The sequence below is a fragment of the Oscillibacter sp. CU971 genome (genome assembly GCF_905219725.1).
Lineage (GTDB): Bacteria > Bacillota > Clostridia > Oscillospirales > Oscillospiraceae > Oscillibacter.
Window position 1 is genome coordinate 1 of the sequence record NZ_CAJMXG010000484.1, and the last position, 1,383, is coordinate 1,383.

Sequence of the window (1,383 nt, forward strand, 5' to 3'; positions counted from 1 at the left end):
GGTTTGGATCTTCTATTCAACACAGGCGATGAAGCGCCTTACTACATATGGGGATGGCGTGAAAAATGAAAGCAATCATTTTAGCGGGCGGCCTGGGGACGCGGCTCTACCCCATGACCACCGTAATCTCCAAGCAGCTCCTGCCGATTTACGACAAGCCGATGATTTATTATCCCCTGTCCGTCCCTCTGCTGATGGGCCTGCGGGACATCCTGCTGATCTCCACGCCTCAGGCGCTCCCGCTGTACCGCCAGCTCCTGGGCGACGGGTCCCGGCTGGGCGTGAATATCCAGTACGCCGCCCAGGAAAAGCCCCAGGGCCTGGCGCAGAGCCTGTTGATTGGCGAGAAGTTCATTGACGGCGATCAGATCTGCCTCATCCTGGGCGACAATGTGTTCTATGGTCACAACTTGACTTCTGTGCTGATGGACGCCTGGAAGGGCTTGGAGGGCGCGTCCATCTTCGGCTACCCGGTGAAAAACCCGCAGGCATACGGTGTGGTGGAATTTGACGCGGAGAACCGCGTTGTGTCCCTGGAGGAAAAGCCGGAGCATNCAAAATCCAACTATGCCGTTCCGGGGCTTTACCTGTACGAAAACAGTGCGATTGAAATTGCCAGGCAGATTAAACCGTCCGCCCGGGGGGAGCTGGAGATCACGTCGGTCAATCAGGAATTTCTGCGCCAGGGACGGCTGAACGTGACCCTGCTTGGCCGGGGAATTGCGTGGCTGGACACCGGGACGCCGGAGGGAATTCTGAAAGCGTCGGAGTATGTGGAAGCGGTGCAGTCCCGGCAGGGGTTTTACATTTCCTGCATTGAGGAGATTGCCTGGCGGCGAGGCTTCATCGATTCCGTGCAGTTCTATCAGCTTGGCTGGGCGGCAAAGTCCACGGATTACGGGAAATACATTTTGTCATTGGTAGGTGACGGAACATGAAACGCATTCTGGTGGCTGGCGGAGCGGGATTTATCGGCTCCAACTTTATCCATTACCTGCTGGAACACAGCGGCTGCGAGATCATCAATTTCGACGCGCTGACTTACGCCGGAAATCTGGAGAATCTAAAAGACATCCAGAAGGACAGCCGGTATACCTTTGTAAAAGGCGATATCCGAAACGCGGAACAGGTGAGCGAGACTTTGCGCAAATTTGAGGTGGATACGGTTGTGAACTTTGCCGCCGAGACGCATGTGGACCGCAGCATCGTGTTGCCGGATGCGTTTGTTTCGACAAATGTGCAGGGAACGCAGACGCTTTTGGAGTGCACCCGTACCTGCTGGAGCCTTGCTCCAGGGGACAAGCATTGCCGCAATTATCAGCCCGGTGTCCGGTTTCTCCAGGTCTCCACGGATGAGGTATACGGGTCGCTGGGGGAGAGCGG

At 56.3% G+C, this 1,383-nt stretch carries 2 protein-coding genes; both read left to right on the top strand.

Annotated elements, in window-relative coordinates:
• Positions 1-65 precede the first annotated feature (65 nt).
• Positions 66-938 carry a glucose-1-phosphate thymidylyltransferase RfbA gene (gene rfbA, locus JX325_RS16780; protein WP_204792165.1) on the top strand — a complete coding sequence of 291 codons (873 nt, stop codon included), beginning with the start codon at positions 66-68 and terminating at the stop codon, positions 936-938.
• Positions 935-1,383, top strand: a 449-nt coding sequence (locus JX325_RS16785) for a GDP-mannose 4,6-dehydratase (protein WP_204792166.1), incomplete at its 3' end; no start/stop codon positions are given. The genes rfbA and JX325_RS16785, both read left to right, overlap by 4 nt.